Genomic DNA, 1,165 nt, shown 5'->3' with positions numbered 1-1,165 from the left:
TCATATATGGTCTCCTCCAGTATTGCAAGGTGTCATTCAACGATAGCAGGGACAGGTTTGCTGTCATATATACGGTCTTTTAGTGAAGATTATTACTTCTGACCTTGATGTAATCCGCGCATATTGTCCTGATCAGGTTATCGGTATTTACTACCACTGAACTCTATAGGTTTTCAATATGCAGGTTTGACCTGTTATGTCATCGTTTTAGCCACTTACGCAATTCTTTGAAGAGTATTTATACGGGTGAGTAACTCTCACCTGAAGCGCTAATAGCCCAAGCCATTCTCGCCATCTTGTTGGCATAAGCTACACATGCTCGATTATGCCCTCGAGTTTGAACCAGTCGGTTTATCCATTGACTTAATTTATCATTCTTCGTTTTTGCTCTTGAGACAACCGCTTTTGCTCCTTGGATCAACAGGCACCTTAAGTAGCTATTTCCTCGCTTACTTATCCCAAGTAAAGTATCTTTTCCGCCACTACTGTGTTGACGCGGAACGATACCTAAAGACGCTGAAACATCGCGGCCTCTTTTATAGTTACTGCCATTTCCAACTTCATTGAAATAGGCGCTTGATACCATAGGACCAAATCCAGGTATTGTTTGGATCCGTTGGCAAATATCATTATTTTTTGCTGTTTCAACTATTAATGTACTGTAAGTTTCAATGCAGCTGTCTAAGTTACTCAATTGTGTTTCTAACTGCTTTAGTACCGCTTTAAATGCGCCTGATAATCCGGTATTTTCATCTTCTAAAATTAGGGGGATACTTTTGCGTATTGTGTTTACACCCTGATTTAAAATAATTCCGTATTCAGCAGTTAAGCCTCGGATTTGATTGCATAGTGCCGTTCTTTGTCTGACCGCTAATTCTCTCGCTTTGTGCTGTGCTTGGTTATCTTGTTGCTCAACTGATTTTATACAGACACTCTTAATATGATGTTGTTTTGAAGCAACGCTAATTGCTAAAGCATCGTTATAATCATTTTTATTGCCAACTAAGAAGGCTTTTACATGCTGAGGTGGAATAAGCTTTATCTGATGACCACATTTTCTGATTTCTCGAGCCCAAAAATGAGAAGTTGCACAGGCCTCTAAAGCAACTAAACACGTAGTGTGTTGTTGGAAAAAAGATAACACTTGCGCACGCTTTAACATTTT

1 protein-coding gene is annotated in these 1,165 nt (G+C 39.4%); it reads right to left on the bottom strand.

Annotated features, from left to right (window positions below; translation table 11 throughout):
* Positions 1-238 precede the first annotated feature (238 nt).
* Positions 239-1,165 (bottom strand): IS110 family transposase (locus tag H4J63_RS19745; RefSeq protein WP_182198100.1); only part of this gene is annotated, 927 nt, incomplete at its 5' end.

This window comes from Pseudoalteromonas sp. 5Ae-yellow (genome assembly GCF_014077565.1).
GTDB lineage: Bacteria > Pseudomonadota > Gammaproteobacteria > Enterobacterales > Alteromonadaceae > Pseudoalteromonas.
This window is presented reverse-complemented; position numbering and strand designations above follow the sequence as displayed.